The organism is Nonomuraea phyllanthi, assembly GCF_006334985.2.
GTDB classification, from domain to species: Bacteria; Actinomycetota; Actinomycetes; order Streptosporangiales; family Streptosporangiaceae; genus Nonomuraea; species Nonomuraea phyllanthi.
In genome coordinates, this window is sequence record NZ_VDLX02000010.1 from 191,799 (window position 1) to 207,840 (window position 16,042).

The window sequence follows — 16,042 nt, forward strand, 5'->3', positions numbered from 1 at the left end:
CGGCGGCACCACCGCGCGGCCGGGGCCGGGCGGTCACCGGGCGATCCGGGCGATCCGGGCGGTCACCGGACGGTCAGTCGGCGGCGGGCCGGGTGACGAGCTCCCGTGCGTACTCGTCGTCGCTCTCCGCCAGCACCCGCTCCGCCCCACGGGCCCCGCGCTCGTCCCCTCGCGACAGCAGCCCGCGCGTGGCCTCCGCCACCGTGCGCAGGTCGGGGTCGGCGAGGCGGGCCGCCAGGGCCTCCCGGACGCGGGGCGTGTCGGCCGCGAGCCCGGCGAGCCCGGCGGTGGCCCAGTCGCGCACCTCGGTGTCCTCGGACTCCGTCATCTCGATGAGCAGCCCCAGCCCCTCCTCGTCGCCCGGCGGCAGCACGTCGGCCAGCGCGATCGCGTCCGTCATGGTGCGCTTGTGCCCCGGGCGCCGGATGACGTCCAGCACGTACGGCAGCGCCCGCGGGTCGCCCTGGTGGCCCAGCGCGGCCAGCACCGACCGGAGCACCTGCGGGTTGCCCTCCGTGGTGACCATCTTCTGCAGCAGCGGCAGAGTCCTGTCGAGGTACGGCTTCTCGTCGTCGGCGAACCCGAACTGCGCGATCGCGTCCACCCCGAACTCCCGCTCGCGGGCGTCCTCGCTCGCGCACAGCCTGCTCAGCAGCTCGTACGTCTCCTCGTCCGCCCGCTTGCCGAGGGAGTCGGCGACGATCCACCAGGTCTCGGCGTCCTCGTCGGTGTCGCGGTGCGCCAGGGCCCGCGCCACGAGCTGCTCGACCGGCGTGTACGTGTCCGTGGCGTCCTCCAGCAGGGTCGCGACGGCGGCGTGGCCGCGCTGCGCCTGCACCTGCTCGGTCTCCGACTCGTCGGCCGAGCGCCCGGTGACGGTGACCAGCTCGGTGCCGTCCTTGGCGTACTGGCGGGTCACGACGTACTCCCAGCCCTCCTGCTCGATCTGGTCGAGCAGCGCGCTCTCCAGGTGCACGCCCACCCAGGCGGTGGCGATGTCGAGCGGCGTGTCGCCGTCGCCGTCATATTTCTGCGCGTCGGCCCCGGCGTCCAGCAGCGCCTGGACCACACCCAGGGCGCCGCGCCTGGCGGCCAGCGTGAGCGGGGTGTCGCCGTCGTCGTTGGCCGTGTCGACCTCGGCCCCCACCTCGATCAGCACCCGGGCGGTGGCGGCGTTGCCGTTGGCGGCGGCCCACAGCAGCGCCGTCCAGCCGCCGTCCTCCCGGCCGTTCACGTCGGCGCCGGCCGCCAGCAGCGCCTCGGCCACCTCGACGCGGTCCCACGCGGCGGCCGCGCACAGCGGCAACCCCTCCTCGCTCGCACTGTTGGGGTCGGCGCCGCCGGTGAGCAGCTTGCCCACGGTATCCGAGTCGCCGTTCAACGCCGCGCGGTAGAGCTGTTCCTCATGCATGACAGGGACCCTAGCCGGTCCGGCCGCGCCCCGGACCGCGCCAGGGCCCCGTGTCATCGCCTGGTACGCGCCGGAACCCGCCCCAGGTTCGAACACCTCGTAGTGATGACATGGTTTCCTCCCGAAGGAGGAGCTTCAAAGCCGACGAAACGCGATATGTTGCGAGTATGACTGATCCGGGTGAGGTCCGCGCGTCGGACGCCGAGCGCGAGGCCGTCGTCGAGCAGCTCCGTGTCGCCTCGGTCGAGGGCAGGCTCACCCTCGCCGAGCTGATGGACCGCACAGAGGCCGCCTACTCCGCGGCCACGCACGCCGATCTGGTGGTGCTCGTCCAGGACCTGCCGTCGGGGGCCGTGCCGGCTCCCGCGCCCGCGCCGGCGCGCGAGGGCGTGAAGCGGCGCTGGTTCGTGGGCGTCATGGGCGACTCCAAGCGGCGCGGGACCTGGCGGATCGACCAGGAGCTCGGCGCGGTCGCGGTGATGGGCGACGTGCTGCTCGACCTGCGCGAGGCCGAGGTGCGCACGGACGCGGTGGACATCGTGGCCGTCTCCGTGATGGGCGACGTGAAGATCATCGTGCCCGACGGGGTGAACGTGGACCTCGAAGGCATCGCCGTCATGGGCGACAAGAAGGTGGACGTCCTGCAGGCGGCCCCCGGCATGAACGTCCCCACGGTGCGGGTGCGCGCGTACGCGGTGATGGGCGACGTGAAGGTGATCGGTGACGCCCAGGCGAAGCCGGTGAAGCGCGGGATCTCCGCCTGGCGGGAGCACTGGCGCCGGCTGCACGGCGAGGACTGGCGGGAGCTCGGCCGGCGGATGCGCTACGACGGCCGCGAGCTGAACCGGCTCGTGCGGGAGGACGTGCGCGAGCTGAACCGGCAGGTGCGGGACGACGTCCGTGAGCTGCACCGGCAGATCCGCGACGAACACCGCGACCTCAGGCGCGGCTACTGAACGACGGGCTGCCGGCCGACGGGGCTGCCGGCCGACCGGGGCCATCGACGGGGCTATTGGACGACGGGGGCGCCGAGCAGGCCGCCGACGGCCGTCTCGTACCGTTCCACCAGCACCTCGACCAGCTCCGGAGCCGGTCCGAGCACGTCCGACACCACCGAGGCGCCCGCCTCCAGGGCGCCGCGGCGTACCTTGTCCGCGAAATACCCCGGCGCCAGCAGGTACGGCGCGACGGCCACCCGGGGCGCGCCCGCCCGCAGGAGCGCGGCGACCGCCTCGGCGGGAGAGGGGCCGGCGGCTGAGGCGTAGGCGGCCGTGACCGCCCACCAGCCGGAGCGCCGCCACGCGCGCGCCTGCTCCGCGATGACCGCGTTGGCCCGGGCGTCGCTCGAACCCGCCGACACCAGCACCACCGCCGTGTCGGGGTCGCCGGCCCGCACGCCGGCCTCGGCCAGCCGCCGCTCCAGCGCCGCGAGCAGCAGCGGATGAGGCCCCAGCGTGGCGCCGTAGCGCACGCGCAGCCCCGGCTCGCGGGCCCGCACCTCGTTCAGCACCGACGGCAGGTCGACCCGGCTGTGGTACGCCTCGGTGAGCAGCAGCGGCAGCACGACCGCCTCCCGCAGCCCGCCGAGGGCCTGGGGGAGCGTGGGCGCGCAGTGGTCGAGGTAGGCCACCCGCACGTCGAGCGGCACCCGGTCGAGCAGCGCGGCCACGGTGGCGGCGGCGCGCGGGTCTCGCGACCCGTGCGCCACCGCCACCAGTGGCACGCGGCCGGGGGCCGTCCCGCCTGCCAACGGGACGGGACCCCTGGTGGGGATCACAGGTGAATGCCGCATTCGACCTTCCCCAGGCCCGCCCAGCGCCCGCTGCGCGGATCCTCACCCTCGGCCACCTGCCGCGTGCACGGCGCGCAGCCGATCGAGGGGTAGTTGTCGTAGTGCAACGGGTTGATCAGCACCCCGTTGTCGGCGATGTAGTTGTCGACGTCCTCCTGGGTCCAGGACGCGATCGGGTTGACCTTGACCATCTGCCGCTTGGCGTCCCACTCGACGACCTTGGTGTTCGTCCGGCTGGAAGACTCGTCGCGCCGGATGCCGGAGATCCACGCCAGGTACGGCTCGAGCGCCCGGTTGAGCGGCTCCACCTTGCGCAGGTAGCAGCACAGGTCGGGGTTGCGGCCGAACAGGCGCGGGCCGAGGTCGCGGTCCTGCTCCTCGACCGTCCGCGACGGCTTCACGTCGATCACGTTGACGTCGTAGACCTGCCGCACGGCGTCGCGCGTGCCGATGGTCTCGGCGAAGTGGTAACCCGTGTCGATGAACAGCACGTCCACGCCCGGCTTGACCCGGCTCACCAGGTCGATGAGCAGGGCGTCGCTCATCGAGGAGGTCAGGCAGAGCCGGTCGCCGAACGTCGCCGCCGCCCAGCGGATGATCTCCCGCGCCGGGGCGCCCTCCAGGAAGGTCGCGGCGGACTCGACGATGTCCTGCAGGTCGAGCGCGCCACTCTGCTGTTTCAGCCCGACCTCGATGTCCACCAGCGTCATATCTTCACTCCGATCCCGAGGAACTTCAGCTTGAACGCGCGGGCGCAGGCGCGGCAGTACCAGCCGCCACCCGACGCGGGCCCGGCGGCGTTGAGCTCGCCCTCGTACGGTTCGAGGTCCTCGTCGCCGCAGTAGGGGCAGTGGAACGGGACCGCTCGCTCGCTCATTTGAGGTCCGCCTCGTCCGCTCGCTGCACCCAGTCGGCGAACGACTCGCCTTCCTTCTTCTGGGTGTCGTAGTTGCGCACGACGCGCTCCACGTAGTCGGGCAGCGCCTTGGCGGTGGTCTTGAGCCCGCGGACCTTGCGCCCGAAACCGGAGTTGGCGCCGAGCGAGCCGCCCAGGTGGATCTGGTAGCCCTCGACCTGATCGCCGTTCTCGTCCACGACGAGCTGGCCCTTCAGGCCGATGTCGGCGACCTGGATGCGGGCGCAGGAGTTGGGGCAGCCGTTGACGTTGATCGTCAGCGGCTCGGCGAACTCCGGCAGCCGCCGCTCCAGCTCGTCGATCAGGTCGGAGGCGGCGTTCTTGGTCTCGACGATGGCCAGCTTGCAGAACTCGATGCCGGTGCAGGCCATCGTCTGGCGGCGGAACGTGGACGGCTTGACCCGCAGGTCGTTGGCCTCCAGCTCGGCCACGACCGAGTCGACCTGGTCGGGCGCGATGTCCAGGATGACCAGCTTCTGCTCGACCGTGGTGCGGACCCGGTCCGAGCCGTGCCGCTCGGCGATGTCGGCGATCAGGTGCAGCGCGTCGCCGTCGAGCCGGCCGACCCTGGGCGCGAAGCCGACGTAGAAGTTGCCGTCCTTCTGCGGGAAGACGCCCACGTGGTCGCGGCGGTTGGAGCGCGGCTGCTCGGGGGCGGGGCCGTCGGGCAGCGGCTCCTTGAGGTACTCGGTCTCCAGGACCTCCCTGAACTTCTCCGTCCCCCAGTCGCTGACCAGGAACTTCAGGCGGGCGCGGTGCCGCAGCCGCCGGTAGCCGTAGTCGCGGAAGATCCCGACCACGCCCTCGTGGACATCGCCTACCTGGTCGGGCCGTACGAACACGCCGACCCGCTTGCCCAGCATCGGGTTGGTCGACAGGCCGCCGCCCACCCACAGGTCGTAGCCGGGCTCGCCGCGCTCGTTGAGCACGCCGACGAACGCCACGTCGTTGATCTCGTGCACGGTGCAGTGCGCCGGGCAACCGCTCAGGGCGGTCTTGAACTTCCTCGGCAGGTTGGAGTAGGCGGGGTTGCCCACGACCCGCTCCTGCAGCTCGCGGAGGGCCGGGGTCGCGTCGATCACCTCGTCGACGTCGATCCCCGCCAGCGGGCAGCCCATGATGACGCGCGGGGTGTCGCCGCACGCCTCGGTGGTCGTCAGGCCGACGGCCTCCAGCCGCTGCCAGATGTCCGGCACCGACTCGATCTCGACCCAGTGCAGCTGGATGTTCTGGCGGTCGGTCACGTCGGCGGTGCCGCGGGCGTACTCGTTGGAGATGTCCGCGATCGTGCGCAGCTGGGCCAGGCTGAGCTGGCCGCCGTCGATCCGCACGCGCATCATGAAGTAGCGGTCGTCGAGCTCCTCCGGCTCCAGGACGGCCGTCTTGCCGCCGTCGATGCCGGGCTTGCGCTGCGTGTACAGGCCGTACCAGCGCATGCGGCCGCGCAGGTCGGCCGGGTCGATGGAGTCGAAGCCCCGCTTGGCGTAGATGTCGATGATGCGCTGGCGGACGTTGAGCCCGTCGTCGTTCTTCTTGCTCTCTTCGTTCTTGTTGAGCGGCTCACGGTAACCGAGAGCCCACTGGCCTTCGCCGCGCGGGCGCTTGTGGTGCCGGCTGGCAGGAGTGCGGCCGGCAGGAGTGCGGCTGGCAGGGGTGCTCATTGCGCGTCCTTCGGTTCATGGGCGCGCGCATGATGTCCTCCTGCCTCATCATCGAGGGCAGGGAGGGGAGGAGGAGTGCGACGCGCTCAGCGGCAGAAAAAGGATGGGTTACTGGCGGGCGTCGCAACAGATGGCACTGCGGACACGCTGGAGGTCGACGTGGCGTCGACCGACGAGCATGGGGTCCGCTGGCATACCTATGAAGATACTCTGGCCGTCCCGTATGTCCAAGACGGGGTCCAGAGTGTGGGACTGTCCGGTGTCAGCCCGGCTGTCAGGACGCTCACCCCTGGCGCCGCCAGCTCAGCTCCGGTTCCGGCCGCTCCTCCTCCTCATGGTGCTGGCAGTCGCACCAGGAGCCGCCGCGGCAGTCCTCGTGACGCTTGTCCTTGCAGCTCTCGCAGATCACGCCTGCATCATGCCCGGCGGGCCCCGGTGCGGACCCTGCCCATGACCCTGCCCTGCCCCCGCCCGGTTCAGGGTGGAGTCAGGGACCTGCCGGATGACGCGGGCGGCGCGGTCGATGACATGCTGTGAGCATGCGCACAATCCTGAACGTCATCTGGCTGGTCTTCGCGGGGCTCTGGCTGGCGCTGGGCTACGCGGTGGCAGGGATCATCTGCTGTGTCCTGATCATCACGATCCCGTTCGGCATCGCGTCCTTCAGGATCGCCGCGTACGCGCTGTGGCCCTTCGGCAGGACCGTGGTGCGCGACCCGGACGCGGGCGCGTTCTCCCTGATCGGCAACGTCATCTGGTGCCTGGTCGCCGGCATCTGGCTGGCCATCGGCCACGTCCTGACCTCGATCCCGCTGTTCATCTCCATCATCGGCATCCCGATGGGCGTCGCGAACCTCAAGCTGGTCCCCGTCTCCCTCCTCCCGCTGGGCGCCCGCATCGTCGACAACGATTAGGGCAGTGCTGCGGACGTAAGCTGTCCGCAAGAGTCACTGCGAAATACCGTTGGGTGCCATGACGTCCACCGATGCGCCTTCCCGGACGAAGCGGGGTCTGACCTCCCATGCCCGGGCCAGGCTGAGCTGGGTGCTCGACACGAAGTCGTGGGCGATCGTCCGCGCGGCCACCAACGCGGGCGTCACCTACCGGGTGTCCGGCCTGGCGGGCGAGGCGGCGTTCTTCGCGCTGCTGTCGCTGCCGCCGTTCGTGCTGGGGCTGATCGGCGTGCTGGCCAAGCTCGGCACCTGGCTGGGCTCCACCGTCGTCGCGCAGGTCAAGTCATGGGTGATCCAGCAGGCGGGGCTGCTGTTCACCGACGACGCCGTCAACAAGGTGATCAACCCGCTCATCACCGACGTGCTCAGCGACGACGCGGGCAAGGTCTCGATCATCTCCCTGGGCTTCCTGCTGTCGCTCTGGTCGGGCTCCAGGGCGCTCTACGTCTACGTCGACCTCATCTCCGTCGCCTACGGGCTGGGCGAGGAGCGCGGCATCATCCGCACCAGGCTGATGTCCTTCGGCCTCTACATCGTCGGCCTGATCATCGGCATCATCGTCATGCCGATCCTCGTCATCGGCCCCACCCTGCTCAAGGACGCCCTGCCGGGCCAGTACGGCGTCCTCATCGACGTGCTCTACTGGCCGGTCGTCATCATCGGCTCCGTGCTGTTCCTGACCGTGCTCTACCACGTCAGCGTGCCGGTTCGGACCAAGTGGTACCGCGAGCTGCCCGGCGCGATCCTGGCGCTGTTCCTGTGGATCGTGTGCGCGGCGGTGCTGCGGGCCGTGCTCGCCGCCTGGTTCTCGCCCGTCTCCGTCTACGGCTCGCTGGCCGCCCCCATCGCCCTGCTGCTGTGGCTGTACATCACCGCGCTGGCGGTGCTCATCGGCGCGATCCTGAACGCGGAGGTCGACCGGCTCTGGCCAGGCGTGAGCCGGACCAAATGAGGTCCGCTACCCTCTAGGGGGAGACGCGACTGGCGCATTGGGTGGGAACGACCACCGGGGAGCGAAGGGAGCGGAGGCCGTGCGCCTGGGTCTTCGCCGGTTGTCAATGATGACAGGAGAGTCATGAGTTCTCTCGCTAGCGTCGACCCGCAGATCGCCGAGCTCATCAAGGCGGAGGAGCGGCGCCAGGCCGACACCGTCAAGCTGATCCCTTCGGAGAACTACGTGTCCAGGGCCGTGCTCGAGGCCACCGGCACCGTGCTGACCAACAAATACTCCGAAGGCTACGCGGGCAAGCGTTACTACGAGGGCCAGCAGGTCATCGACCAGATCGAGACCATCGCCATCGAGCGCGCCAAGTCGCTGTTCGGCGTCGCCCACGCCAACGTCCAGCCCTACTCCGGCTCGCCCGCCAACCTCGCCATCTACCTCGCGTTCATGCAGCCCGGCGACACCTTCATGGGCATGAACCTCCCGTCCGGCGGCCACCTCACGCACGGCTCCCCCGTGTCGGCCACCGGCAAGTGGTTCAAGCCCGTCTCCTACAACGTGCGCAAGGAGACCGGCCGCGTCGACATGGACCAGGTCCGCGAGCTCGCCCTCGAGCACCGGCCGAAGGTCATCTTCTGCGGCGGCACCGCCATCCCGCGCACCATCGACTTCCCCGCCTTCGCCGAGATCGCCCGCGAGGTGGGCGCGATCCTCGCCGCCGACATCGCCCACATCGCGGGCCTCGTCGCGGGCGGCGCCCACCCCACGCCGGCGGGCCACGCCGACGTCATCTCGACGACCACGCACAAGACGCTGCGCGGCCCGCGCGGCGCCATGCTCCTGGCCGACGACGAGGAGAAGGCCACCGCGCTGCGCAAGGCCGTCTTCCCCGGCCTGCAGGGCGGCCCGCACAACCACACCACCGCCGCCATCGCGGTCGCGCTGCACGAGGCCGCCCAGCCGGCCTTCAAGACCTACGCCCACCAGGTGGTCGCCAACGCCAAGGCACTGGCCGAGGAGCTCGCCGGGCGCGGCTTCGACCTCGTCTCCGGCGGCACCGACAACCACCTGATCCTCATCGACCTGACGTCCAAGGGGGTCGCGGGCAAGCCGGCCGCCAAGGCGCTCGACCGGGCCGGGCTGGAGACCAACTACAACACGGTGCCGTTCGACCCGCGCAAGCCGTTCGACCCGTCCGGCATCCGCATCGGCACGCCGTCCGTGACCTCGCGGGGCATGGGTGAGGCGGAGATGCGGCAGATCGGCGCCTGGATGGACGAGGTCGTCACGGCACTGGCCAAGGGCGACGCCGACGACGTGATCTCGCGCGTCCACCGCGAGGTGAGCGAGCTGACCGCGCAGTTCCCCGCTCCCGGTCTCTAAAGCTCCCGTCTCCACGAAGGTTCATACGGTACGGCGGTGCCCGGCGGGCGCCACCCCGCGTCACGGCGCCGTCACGGTGGCTCGCCGGGCGTTCTGAGAGGGCGGGCGCTCGCCGCGCATCCTGTGGCGGTAGCGCAGGGGCGACTCGCCCACCTCCCGTTTGAACGCGGTGCTGAACGCGCTCTCCGACGCGTAGCCCAGCTCGGCCGCCAGCGAGCCGACCCGGGTGTCGCCGTCGCGGAGGGCGCGCTGCGCCAGCAGCATGCGCCAGCGGTTGAGATAGGTCAGCGGCGGCACGCCCGCCACCGTCCTGAAGCGTTCGGCGAACGACGTGCGCGACATCGCGGCGGCGTGTGCCAGCTCCTCCAGACGCCAGGGCTTCCCCGGCTCGGCGTGCATCAGGCTGAGCGCCGGGCGCAGACGTTCGTCGGTCAGGGCCCGGAGCCATCCCGGAGGCAGCTCGGCCTGGCCGACGTAGGCGCGCAGCATCTCCAGCAGCAGGAGTTGGCCGTACTGCCGGATCGCGAACGCCGAGCCGATCCGGTCGCCGGTCACCTCGTCGAAGAGCCGGCGGAGGCTGCCGCGCAGGGTGGCCGCGGCGGGGGCCGAGGCCCGGACGTGCCCCACCGGCGGAAGGGCCTGCAGGAGCAGCGCCTGACCGGCCTGGTTCAGATCGACGCGGCCGCCCACGATGACGTCGTCGGTGCCGAAGTCGGCGCGGACGAAGCCGGGGGAGGAGAAGCCCTCCTCGGGGACGATCTCGCGGCGCGGCCCGTCGCCGGCGCCGCCCTCCAGCTCCAGCCACGACCGGTTGTTCAGGATGGCGACGTCGCCCGTCCCCAGCTCGACCGGCCCGCCGCCGTCGGTGGTCAGCCGGGCCCGGCCGCCCACCATCGCGATGAACTTCAGCGGGTCGTCGATGGCGGCGCGCGACACCCACGGGCCCCGCGTCGCGAAGCCGCCCGTCAGCAGGGCGCGGACCTCGATGAGGTCGAACACCTCGGACAGTTGGTCACCGGCCATGCTCCGTACTGTCGCGCAGAAAACGAGCGCCGTCAATGAGCGAACGTACGGACCTAGGCTGTGGGCGGGACGGTGAGCAGCTTCCTGCCCGCCGAGGTGACCACCTCGAAGTGATCGATGTCCTTCAGCGGGGTCGCGCTGCCGCCGTGCATGTAGAGGGGGTCGGGCGAACCCGGCACTCCGTACCCGGCTGGAGGCACGGACCACCCGGTCATCACCCGCCGCTCTCCCGACCTGCCGACCGAGACCAGCTCGCACTGGAGCGGTCCCTTCACCCCCGCCAGCCGGAGCGCCGCGTGGGTGCCCCAGGCCTTGGACTCGACCACCAGCCCGCCGGTCACCCCGTCGACACCCCGCCCCTCGATGGGGGCGCCGTCGGCGTAGAACTGCTCGGCGGGCCCCATGTGGCCGTCGCTCCCCTGCGCGACCGTCGGCGCGGAGCCGGCGGCGAGCTGAGTGCCGACCGCGAGCCCGCCGGCGACCAGCGTGACCGCCGCCGCCATCCCCAGCACGAACGTCCCCCTGCGGGTGCGCCGGTGGGCCGCGCGCCTGCGCCGGAGCAGGCTGACCACCGGTTCGGGGGAGGGCGGTGCGCGGTCCTCCACGGGGCCGATGCCGCTCAGCACGCTCGCCATGCCGGACAAATCGGATAGCTCCGCGCGGCAGAGGCCGCAGCCCAGCAGATGCGTCTCGAACGCCAGCCGGTCGTCCTCCTCCAGCAGGCCCAGGGCGTACGCCCCCACGTCCGTGTGCTCGACTCTCGAGGTCATGCCCGCACCCCCCGCTCCTGGAGCGCGATGCGCAGGGCGCGGACGGCGTAGTAGACCCGGGACTTCACGGTGCCCACCGGGATGCCGAGCGCCTTGGCGGCGTCGTCGACGGATCGGTTCCGCAGGATCGTCTCGTTGAGGATCTCGCGGTGCGCCGGCGACAACGCCTTCAGCGCCTCTGACACGACGACCTGGTGCAGCGGTCCCCCCACCTCGTCAGGAACGGGCGCGCCGCCGGGCTCATGGCGCCGCCGGTCATCGATCACGATACGTCCGGCACCCTGACAGAGCCAGGGCATCGGCGATACCGAACCGGCCTCGCCGTCCGGCCCCGCCCCGCCGATCCGGTGTCGTGCCCCGCCCCCGCGGGCGGCCCCCTCGGCCGAGGGTGGGGGATACGTGGTGACGCGCATCATTCCCCTTTCTCGTGTCCGTCGGGAGGTGGTACGGCCACCCGGCCGGACAGGGTTCAACAGATCGCAATACTTAATCCGATTGCGTCCTGGTACGCGGGGTGCGTAGAGTCGCTGCCGCGACCGATCGAGGAGGTGAGGACCATGCGGGTTGTCCTGTTCGGCATGCCGTCCGTCCACCTCCGGGGGCTCCGCTGAGCCGCCCGGCTCCCTTCTCGATCAAAGGTTTCATCACGTTGTCTTACGATCTTTCCCTGCTCGGCTGGTCCGACCTGCGCGCCGCCGAGCTGCCCGCCGACACCGTCCCCGCCCGCGTGGCCCGCGTCGACCGCGGCGCCGCCGAGGTGATCGCGGCGGACGGCCAGTTCCACGTCAGGCACGGCGCCCGCGTACGCCGGGCGTCGGCCGCCGATCCCGTCGCGCTGCCCTGCGTCGGCGACTGGGCCGCCCTCCGGTGGCTGCCCGAAGGGCGCTACGAGCTGGAGGAGGTCCTGCCGCGGACGACCGCGTTCATCAGGGGCGGCGTGAGCCGCGACTCGGTGGGCGGCCTGTCGGGCGACGGCCAGGGCCAGGTGCTCGCCGCCAACGTCGACGTCGTCTTCGTGGCCGAGCCGTCCATGCACTCCACCGACTTCGCCGACCTCGGCCGGATCGAGCGCCTGGTCGCGCTGGCCTGGGAGTCCGGTGGCACGCCCGTCGTGCTCGTCACCAAGTCCGACCTGTTCGAGCAGGGCCTCGACCAGCTGCTCGCCGACGTCCGGGTGGCCGCGCCCGGGGTCGACGTGCACGCGGTCTCGTCGCTGCGCGGCGACGGGGTGCCGCTGGTCTCCGGCTACCTCGAAGGCTCCCGTACGGCCGTCATCCTCGGCGCCTCGGGCGCCGGCAAGTCCACCCTGGTCAACGCGCTCGCCGGCGACGAGGTCATGGAGACCCAGCAGGTGCGCGCGGCCGACGGGCGCGGCCGCCACACCACGGTGCACCGGGAGCTCATCCCGCTGCCCGGGGGCGGGCTGGTCATCGACACGCCCGGCATCCGCAGGATCGGCCTCTACGACATCGGCGAGGGGGTCGACCGGGTCTTCGCCGACATCGAGTCGCTGGCGGCGGAGTGCCGCTTCGGTGACTGCGGGCACTCCGGCGAGCCCGGGTGCGCCGTGCTGGCCGCGCTGGAGAGCGGGGAGCTGCCGGAGCGCAGGCTGGAGAGCTGGCGCAAGCTGCAGCGGGAGGCGGCGTGGATGGCCGCCCGCACGGACGCGCGGCTGCGCAAGGAGCAGCAGAACAAGTGGAAGGTGATCACCAAGGAGATGCGCCGCTCGGGCCGCGGCCGCCCCTGACGCCCCGGCTCCCCGCGCTTCCTGGCGGTGCGTGGGGAGCGCTCGTGAGCGGGTAGGCAAGGGGCATGGAGCTGTTCGCAGACCGGGCCGAGGCGGGGGAGTCGCTGGCCGGCCGGCTGGAGGGCGCGCACGATCCCGTCGTGCTGGCCCTGCCCCGCGGCGGCGTGGCGGTGGCCGAGCCCATCGCGCGCAGGCTCGGCGCTCCCCTGGACGTCCTCGTGACGAGGAAGATCGGCTACCCGCCCTCCCCCGAGCTGGGCGTGGGGGCGATAGCCGAGGGTGGCGAGCCGGTGTTCGACCACACGCTGCTGCGCCGCCTGGGCATGACGCCCGAGTCCGTCGCCGACGTGGTCGAGGACGAGCGGCACGAGCTGGCCCGCAGGGTGCGCGCCTACCGGGGCGACCGCCCGCCGCCCGCGCTCGAAGGGCGGGAGGTGATCGTGGTCGACGACGGCCTGGCCACCGGCGGCACCGCGCGGGCGGCGCTGCGGGCGGTGCGCGCGGCCCGGCCCGCCAAGGTGACGCTGGCCGTGCCGGTGGGGGCGCGGGAGACCGTCGAGTCGCTGCGGCGCGAGGCCGACGAGGTGGTCGTGCTGCGCACGCCGGTCGACTTCAGGGCGGTCGGGCAGTGGTACGCGCACTTCGACCAGCTCAGCGACGCCGACGTGCTCGAACTGCTGGGCAAGGCGGCCGGATGAGGGGTGGGGTCAGCCGGCGAGCACGGCCCAGACGAGCTTGCGCGTGCCGCCGGGGACCAGCCAGCCCCACGCGGTGCATAGCGCGTCGACCAGCCGCAGCCCGCGCCCGAACTCCGAGAACACGTCGGGCGCCGTCGCCATCGGCACCGTGCGGCTGTGGTCGGACACCACGCACGCCAGCTCGGCCTCATGGCACAGCAGGCGCAGCTGGGCGGCCCCGCCGCCGTGCCGCATCGCGTTGGTCACCAGCTCCGACACCACGAGCTGCGCGTCATAGGCGAGCCCCAGCGCGCCCCACGCGGCGAGCGTCTGGTCGACGAACCGGCGGGCCGTCGACACGCACGCCGGCTCCAGCGCGACACGCTGGTGGAAAGGGAACACCGCATCGCACTCCCAGGCGCGTCCCTCCACCAGGATGGAGGAAAGCCAGCCCGGTGGCCGAGAACCGATGGCGGCTTGCGGCCGTGCGTCGAAAGTCGTCATTCAGGCCCCCGAAGCGCGGTCTGGTGATCCAATGCCCATCTTTACGGGGAGTGCTTACCGATGCAAGACTTTTCGTTGTTTACAGATGCGAAAAGCATCTGCACGTGCAGATGATCTAGGAGCTGTGTGGTGAGCGCGGAGCGCGCGGAGGGAAAACTGCTCAGTCATGCGCCGGGAAGCCCGACGGTGCTGCGGATCCTGCTCGGGACCCAGCTACGCAGGCTCCGCACGGAGCAGGGTATCTCGCGCGAGGACGCCGGATACTCGATTCGCGCATCTCACGCGAAGATCAGCCGGCTGGAGCTCGGCCAGGTCAGCTTCAAGCAGCGCGACGTGGCCGACCTGCTGACGCTGTACGGCGTCACCGACCTGGACGAGCGCGAGCAGCTGCTCTCCCTGGCCAAGCAGGCCAACGCCCCCGGATGGTGGCACAAGTACGGCGACGTGCTGCCGTCCTGGTTCGAGGTCTACATCGGCCTGGAGGGCGCGGCCTCGGCCGTCCGCACGTACGAGAACCAGTTCATGCCCGGCCTGCTGCAGACCCCCGACTACGCCAGGGCGGTGATCGAGCTGGCCCACGAGAAGGCGCCGGAGGAGGAGCTCGAGCGGCGCGTGACGGTGCGCACCACGCGGCAGCGGCGGCTGGCGAGCGGGCTCAGGGTCTGGGCCGTGATCGACGAGGCGGTCGTGCGCCGCACGCTCGGAAGCCCGCGGATCATGCGCGAGCAGATCGGGCACCTGCTCGACCTGACGGCCGAACCGAACGTGACGGTCCAGGTCATGCCGTTCGACCGGGGCGGCCACGCGGCGGCCGGCGGGCCGTTCAGCATCCTGCGCTTCCCCGAGCCGGAGCTGCCCGACGTCGTCTACATGGAGCAGCTCACCAGCGCCCTCTACCTGGACAAACCCGCAGACTCCGACCATTACATGCAGGTCATGGACCGGCTCAGCGTCCAGGCCGAGGAGCCGAAGGAGACCAGGCGCTTCCTGGAGCGCCTGCTCTCCCTCTGAGCTGCCCTCCCTTGTGAGCCACTCCATAGGGGATTTTTGGTCGTCCGCTATATGGAGATCAGCGCGTTACCGTATTGTCTCCTCGCAAACGCGGATGCACGTGCATCCGTAAGATCGCGAGGAGCTGCCCCCATGCATGAGTTCCGGAACGGAACGCCCGCCGGTCGTCTTCCCGTCGTCTGGCGCAAGAGCAGGCGGAGCAACCCCAACGGCAACTGCGTCGAAGTCGCGAACCTGCCCACGGGGGAGATAGCCATGCGTAACTCACGTTTTCCCGAAGGTCCCGCGCTGGTCTACACGCGGGCGGAGATCACCGCGTTCGTCCTCGGAGCCAAGGACGGCGAGTTCGACGACCTGATCGTGTGAGCCAGGTCTGAACGGGTGAACCAGGCCTGATCGGGTCTGGACGAGGTCACCGGGGTGCGCTGTACCAGCGCCACGCGGTCAGGCGCGGGCGGCCGGGAAGGTCGGCGCGCCCGGTGGCCCACAGCAGGGTCGTCCACGGATCCGTGTCGAGCGGGGCGTCGGGGAAGAGCCGGGCCAGCACCCGCGCGCAGATGCCCGCCGGCGGAGCCCAGGCCAGGCCGAGCCCCTCGGCCAGGTCGTGGGTGTGGACGAGCGTCTCCACGATGCCCATCGCGGCCGAGCCCTCGGCGTCGGCCGCGCCGAAACCGTGGTGCGCGCGGGCGTCCGCCGGCGCCGTGCGCACCATCGCCGACAGCAGCGCGCCGCATGACTGCAGCACCTGCAGCAGCCCCGCGGGACCGGCCCCGGGGTCGGCGTGGATGGTGTTGCCGGGGCCGTCCGGGCTCCGCTTGTCCAGGGCGAAGGGGACGTAGCCGTCGAGCGGCGGGATGTCGAGCCCGAGCTGTGCCGCGTAGGCGAACAGGTCGTCGGCCAGGTGCTCGACCGTCTCCCAGCAGGTCCACTCCAGCGAGCCCGCCCTCTCGTCCCAGCCGCCCGCGGGCGCGTGGCGGAGGGTGCCGATCGCCAGCCGTACGGCTTCGTCGAGGTCGTCGGCGGTGACGGGGCCGGTCTCAGGGTCAGTCACGGCGTCGGTCACAGGGCTGGTCGCGGGGCCGGTAGCGGGGCCGTGAGGCGGGTCAAGGGGCATGGGCGGCACCCTACCGCCGCCCGCCGTCGGGCCGGCGTGAGGAACGACGAAGCCGCCCCGGGCGCTGGGCCCGGGGCGGCTTCGTCGAATATGGGCGCGTCCGCGTCTTTGGGGGGCGAACGGCGCGATTCCGGCCC

At 71.6% G+C, this 16,042-nt stretch carries 20 protein-coding genes and 1 riboswitch; of the genes, 8 read left to right on the forward strand and 12 right to left on the reverse strand.

Annotation, left to right across the window (positions count from 1 at the left end; all coding sequences use genetic code 11):
* Positions 1-73: 73 nt before the first annotated feature.
* Positions 74-1,411, reverse strand: a complete 1,338-nt coding sequence (locus FH608_RS26620) for an ankyrin repeat domain-containing protein (RefSeq protein WP_226899922.1) — start codon at positions 1,409-1,411, stop codon at positions 74-76.
* Between the two features lie 167 nt (positions 1,412-1,578).
* Here FH608_RS26620 and FH608_RS26625 point away from each other — a divergent pair, with 167 nt between their 5' ends.
* Positions 1,579-2,367, forward strand: a complete 789-nt coding sequence (locus FH608_RS26625) for a DUF1707 SHOCT-like domain-containing protein (RefSeq protein ID WP_139633334.1) — start codon at positions 1,579-1,581, stop codon at positions 2,365-2,367.
* Positions 2,368-2,420: 53 nt separating this feature from the next.
* Here FH608_RS26625 and FH608_RS26630 read toward each other — a convergent pair whose 3' ends face one another.
* From FH608_RS26630 to FH608_RS53870, 6 genes are all read right to left on the reverse strand, one after another.
* Positions 2,421-3,203 carry a sirohydrochlorin chelatase gene (locus tag FH608_RS26630; protein ID WP_139633335.1) on the reverse strand — a complete coding sequence of 261 codons (783 nt, stop codon included), beginning with the start codon at positions 3,201-3,203 and terminating at the stop codon, positions 2,421-2,423.
* A complete protein-coding gene (locus FH608_RS26635) occupies positions 3,185-3,913 on the reverse strand; it encodes a phosphoadenylyl-sulfate reductase (RefSeq protein ID WP_139633336.1) in 729 nt (242 codons plus the stop codon). Before FH608_RS26635 ends, FH608_RS26630 begins: the two co-directional genes overlap by 19 nt.
* The gene (locus tag FH608_RS26640; protein WP_139633337.1) at positions 3,910-4,080 is read right to left on the reverse strand and encodes an Insertion element protein; all 171 of its coding nucleotides are present in this window, start codon (positions 4,078-4,080) and stop codon (positions 3,910-3,912) included. Before FH608_RS26640 ends, FH608_RS26635 begins: the two co-directional genes overlap by 4 nt.
* Positions 4,077-5,780 (reverse strand): nitrite/sulfite reductase, encoded by a 1,704-nt coding sequence (locus FH608_RS26645; protein WP_139633338.1) that lies wholly within the window; start codon positions 5,778-5,780, stop codon positions 4,077-4,079. The genes FH608_RS26640 and FH608_RS26645 overlap by 4 nt, the downstream gene beginning before the upstream one ends.
* A gap of 108 nt (positions 5,781-5,888) precedes the next feature.
* Positions 5,889-5,975: a putative leader peptide gene (locus FH608_RS54440; protein ID WP_364239720.1), complete on the reverse strand. Its 87-nt coding sequence runs from the start codon at positions 5,973-5,975 to the stop codon at positions 5,889-5,891.
* Between the two features lie 88 nt (positions 5,976-6,063).
* Positions 6,064-6,189 (reverse strand): hypothetical protein, encoded by a 126-nt coding sequence (locus FH608_RS53870; protein ID WP_264372920.1) that lies wholly within the window; start codon positions 6,187-6,189, stop codon positions 6,064-6,066.
* 130 nt (positions 6,190-6,319) lie between these two features.
* Between FH608_RS53870 and FH608_RS26650 the strand changes: the two genes are divergently transcribed.
* The 3 genes from FH608_RS26650 (at position 6,320) to glyA (ending at position 9,059) form a co-directional block, all read left to right on the forward strand.
* Positions 6,320-6,694, forward strand: a complete 375-nt coding sequence (locus tag FH608_RS26650) for a YccF domain-containing protein (protein WP_139633339.1) — start codon at positions 6,320-6,322, stop codon at positions 6,692-6,694.
* 58 nt (positions 6,695-6,752) lie between these two features.
* Positions 6,753-7,685, forward strand: a complete 933-nt coding sequence (locus FH608_RS26655) for a YihY/virulence factor BrkB family protein (RefSeq protein WP_226899923.1) — start codon at positions 6,753-6,755, stop codon at positions 7,683-7,685.
* Positions 7,686-7,706: 21 nt separating this feature from the next.
* Positions 7,707-7,783, forward strand: a riboswitch (ZMP/ZTP riboswitch).
* A gap of 25 nt (positions 7,784-7,808) precedes the next feature.
* The gene (gene glyA, locus FH608_RS26660) at positions 7,809-9,059 is read left to right on the forward strand and encodes a serine hydroxymethyltransferase (protein WP_139633340.1); all 1,251 of its coding nucleotides are present in this window, start codon (positions 7,809-7,811) and stop codon (positions 9,057-9,059) included.
* 60 nt (positions 9,060-9,119) lie between these two features.
* Here the strand turns inward: glyA and FH608_RS26665 are convergent, their stop codons facing one another.
* From FH608_RS26665 to FH608_RS26675, 3 genes are read right to left on the reverse strand one after another with little or no spacing between them, the layout of a single operon-like run.
* On the reverse strand, positions 9,120-10,082 hold the full coding sequence (locus FH608_RS26665) for an AraC family transcriptional regulator (RefSeq protein ID WP_139633341.1): 963 nt from the start codon (positions 10,080-10,082) through the stop codon (positions 9,120-9,122).
* Between the two features lie 53 nt (positions 10,083-10,135).
* Positions 10,136-10,852 (reverse strand): anti-sigma factor family protein, encoded by a 717-nt coding sequence (locus tag FH608_RS26670; RefSeq protein ID WP_139633342.1) that lies wholly within the window; start codon positions 10,850-10,852, stop codon positions 10,136-10,138.
* Positions 10,849-11,118, reverse strand: a complete 270-nt coding sequence (locus FH608_RS26675) for a sigma factor-like helix-turn-helix DNA-binding protein (RefSeq protein ID WP_317135583.1) — start codon at positions 11,116-11,118, stop codon at positions 10,849-10,851. The genes FH608_RS26670 and FH608_RS26675 overlap by 4 nt, the downstream gene beginning before the upstream one ends.
* A 383-nt stretch (positions 11,119-11,501) precedes the next feature.
* Here FH608_RS26675 and rsgA point away from each other — a divergent pair, with 383 nt between their 5' ends.
* Entirely contained in the window at positions 11,502-12,599 is a 1,098-nt protein-coding gene (gene rsgA / locus FH608_RS26680; protein ID WP_139633343.1) for a ribosome small subunit-dependent GTPase A, read from the forward strand.
* Positions 12,600-12,664: 65 nt separating this feature from the next.
* Entirely contained in the window at positions 12,665-13,297 is a 633-nt protein-coding gene (locus FH608_RS26685; RefSeq protein ID WP_139633344.1) for a phosphoribosyltransferase, read from the forward strand.
* A 9-nt stretch (positions 13,298-13,306) separates the two neighbouring features.
* Here FH608_RS26685 and FH608_RS26690 read toward each other — a convergent pair whose 3' ends face one another.
* Complete coding sequence (locus FH608_RS26690; RefSeq protein WP_193318629.1) at positions 13,307-13,678, reverse strand: ATP-binding protein; 372 nt, start codon at positions 13,676-13,678, stop codon at positions 13,307-13,309.
* A gap of 231 nt (positions 13,679-13,909) precedes the next feature.
* Between FH608_RS26690 and FH608_RS26695 the strand changes: the two genes are divergently transcribed.
* Complete coding sequence (locus tag FH608_RS26695; protein ID WP_226899924.1) at positions 13,910-14,791, forward strand: helix-turn-helix domain-containing protein; 882 nt, start codon at positions 13,910-13,912, stop codon at positions 14,789-14,791.
* 132 nt (positions 14,792-14,923) lie between these two features.
* Positions 14,924-15,157, forward strand: coding sequence for a DUF397 domain-containing protein (locus tag FH608_RS26700; protein ID WP_139633347.1), 234 nt, complete (start codon positions 14,924-14,926; stop codon positions 15,155-15,157).
* A 46-nt stretch (positions 15,158-15,203) separates the two neighbouring features.
* On the opposite strand, the gene FH608_RS26705 is transcribed toward FH608_RS26700, so the two are convergent.
* The gene (locus tag FH608_RS26705) at positions 15,204-15,842 is read right to left on the reverse strand and encodes a DinB family protein (protein ID WP_226899925.1); all 639 of its coding nucleotides are present in this window, start codon (positions 15,840-15,842) and stop codon (positions 15,204-15,206) included.
* Between the last annotated feature and the right edge of the window lie 200 nt (positions 15,843-16,042).

Excerpts from the sequence above, each read along its gene's own strand:
- FH608_RS54440 (WP_364239720.1), bottom strand. The coding sequence starts at position 5,975 with ATGCCAGCGGACCCCATGCTCGTCGGTCGACGCCACGTCGACCTCCAG.
- FH608_RS26670 (WP_139633342.1), bottom strand. The coding sequence starts at position 10,852 with ATGACCTCGAGAGTCGAGCACACGGACGTGGGGGCGTACGCCCTGGGC.
- FH608_RS26640 (WP_139633337.1), bottom strand. The coding sequence starts at position 4,080 with ATGAGCGAGCGAGCGGTCCCGTTCCACTGCCCCTACTGCGGCGACGAG.
- FH608_RS26655 (WP_226899923.1), top strand. The coding sequence starts at position 6,753 with ATGACGTCCACCGATGCGCCTTCCCGGACGAAGCGGGGTCTGACCTCC.
- FH608_RS26635 (WP_139633336.1), bottom strand. The coding sequence starts at position 3,913 with ATGACGCTGGTGGACATCGAGGTCGGGCTGAAACAGCAGAGTGGCGCG.
- FH608_RS26700 (WP_139633347.1), top strand. The coding sequence starts at position 14,924 with ATGCATGAGTTCCGGAACGGAACGCCCGCCGGTCGTCTTCCCGTCGTC.
- FH608_RS26665 (WP_139633341.1), bottom strand. The coding sequence starts at position 10,082 with ATGGCCGGTGACCAACTGTCCGAGGTGTTCGACCTCATCGAGGTCCGC.
- FH608_RS26645 (WP_139633338.1), bottom strand. The coding sequence starts at position 5,780 with ATGAGCACCCCTGCCAGCCGCACTCCTGCCGGCCGCACTCCTGCCAGC.
- FH608_RS26625 (WP_139633334.1), top strand. The coding sequence starts at position 1,579 with ATGACTGATCCGGGTGAGGTCCGCGCGTCGGACGCCGAGCGCGAGGCC.
- glyA (WP_139633340.1), top strand. The coding sequence starts at position 7,809 with ATGAGTTCTCTCGCTAGCGTCGACCCGCAGATCGCCGAGCTCATCAAG.
- FH608_RS26620 (WP_226899922.1), bottom strand. The coding sequence starts at position 1,411 with ATGCATGAGGAACAGCTCTACCGCGCGGCGTTGAACGGCGACTCGGAT.
- FH608_RS26630 (WP_139633335.1), bottom strand. The coding sequence starts at position 3,203 with ATGCGGCATTCACCTGTGATCCCCACCAGGGGTCCCGTCCCGTTGGCA.
- FH608_RS26650 (WP_139633339.1), top strand. The coding sequence starts at position 6,320 with ATGCGCACAATCCTGAACGTCATCTGGCTGGTCTTCGCGGGGCTCTGG.
- FH608_RS26685 (WP_139633344.1), top strand. The coding sequence starts at position 12,665 with ATGGAGCTGTTCGCAGACCGGGCCGAGGCGGGGGAGTCGCTGGCCGGC.